The 446-nt window shown below is 73.5% G+C and carries 1 protein-coding gene; it reads left to right on the top strand.

All coding sequences use genetic code 11. The annotated features are described in order from the left end of the window. Window positions 1-59: 59 nt before the first annotated feature. Window positions 60-446: tripartite tricarboxylate transporter TctB family protein (locus LPA54_RS38875; RefSeq protein ID WP_228985111.1), on the top strand; the 387-nt coding region annotated here is incomplete at its 3' end.

Below are 446 nucleotides of genomic sequence, written 5' to 3' on the forward strand. Positions count from 1 at the left end.
GGCGCGTTCCTGTCCGCCGAGGACAAGCGCGTGGTGTCGGTACTGAAGGAGCTCGGCCTGTGACCACTGCCTCCACCCCGACGCCCGGGCCCGGGGCGAAGCCGGCGCCGGAGACGAAGCGTACCGCCCCCCGAACCCTCCGCTCCTGGCTCCGCGACCACTCCGAACTGGGCGTCGGCGCCCTCCTCCTCGCCCTCGGCGTACTGGTCCTCAACGACGCCCTCACCATGGACGTCGTCATCACCCAACGCGGCCCGGTCGGGCCGAAGACCGTTCCCGTCGTCGTCGGCGTCGGCCTGCTCGTCGTCGCCGCCCTCCTCGCCGTCGACGTGCTGCGCGGCGGCCGGGGCCAGGCGGAGACCGGGGAGGACGTCGACCTCGGCGAACCTGCCGACTGGCGCACGGTCCTGCTGCTCTCCGGCGTGTTCCTCGGCTCCGCAGTCCTC

The organism is Streptomyces sp. DH12 (assembly GCF_020873895.1).
GTDB lineage: Bacteria > Actinomycetota > Actinomycetes > Streptomycetales > Streptomycetaceae > Streptomyces.